This window comes from Acidovorax sp. KNOB132 (assembly GCF_057541515.1).
On the sequence record NZ_BAAJYT010000545.1, the window covers coordinates 1 to 1,183 of the forward strand.

The following is a 1,183-nucleotide window of genomic DNA, read 5'->3' on the forward strand; positions in this document are numbered from 1 at the left end:
GCTGGCCGCGGTGCCCACGGCGCAGGCCGCGATCAGCGCCGCCACCGGCGCCACCCGGCCCTGCAGGCCCAGGTACGCCAGCCATGCGGCGGCCCAGGCCAGAAGGGCGGGCAGGGGCCAGGGCAGTCGGTGCATGGAGGGTGGGAATCCGGTGGGGAGGGAGCAGCGCCGAGTTTAGTGAGCCGCGCGCGGGGCATTCAACCGCAGGCCCCCATTCCGGTGGCATCCACACGCGACCGGAAACGATAACCAATGGATATCAATCCATCATTTCATTTCAATTTACGGCCCGCAGGCCGCGCCCTAGGATGCCCCTCAATGCCCGGTCCATGGGCATGCATACAACAGGAGACAAACCATGTGGTGCCGCATCCCCCTGCCCGGCCTGGCCCTGGCCGCCGCCGTCCTCATCCCCCTGGGCGCCAGCGCCCAGGAATGGCCGACCCGGCCCGTCCGCATCCTGGTGGGCTCGGCCCCGGGCGGCGGCACCGACGCCATGGCCCGTGCCGTGGCCGACCGGCTGGGCCCGCTGCTCAAGCAGCCCACGGTGGTGGAAAACCGCCCGGGAGCCTCCAACACGCTGGCGGCCGATGCCACCGCCAAGTCCACCGACGGCCACACGATGGTGATGGGCGCGGTCACCGCGCACGCCATCGCCCCGCACCTCTTGAAGCTGGCCTACGACAACAACCGCGACCTGGTGCCGGTAGCCTTCGTGGGCGCGGTGCCCAACGTGCTGGTGGTGACCAACGCCCTGCCCGCGCAGTCGGTCAAGGAGCTGGTGGCCCTGGCGAAGAAAGCGCCCGGCACCATCAACTTCGCCAGCAGCGGCGCGGGCAGCACGCAGCACATCGCGGCCGAGATGTTCAAGGACGCGGCCGGCATCGACCTGATGCACGTGCCGTACAAGGGCAGCGGCACCGCGCTGGTCGATCTGGTGGGCGGCCAGGTGCAGATGAGCTTCGACACCATGCCCTCGGTGCTGGGCCAGATCAAGTCCGCCAAGATGCGCGCCCTGGCCGTGACCACGCCGCAGCGCAACCCGCAGCTGCCGCAGGTGCCCACCATGGACCGAGGCCGGCCTGCCGCAGGTCGGACATCAGCGCCTGGTACGGCAATCTACCATGCCTGCCGCCACGCCCAAGGACGGTGCAGCAGAAGGTGCACGACGCGGTGAACGAGT

The 1,183-nt window shown here is 70.0% G+C and carries 1 pseudogene; it reads left to right on the forward strand.

The features are described from left to right. Positions 1-358: 358 nt before the first annotated feature. Positions 359-1,183: pseudogene (locus tag AC27IO_RS24510) on the forward strand (Bug family tripartite tricarboxylate transporter substrate binding protein); the annotation flags it as partial.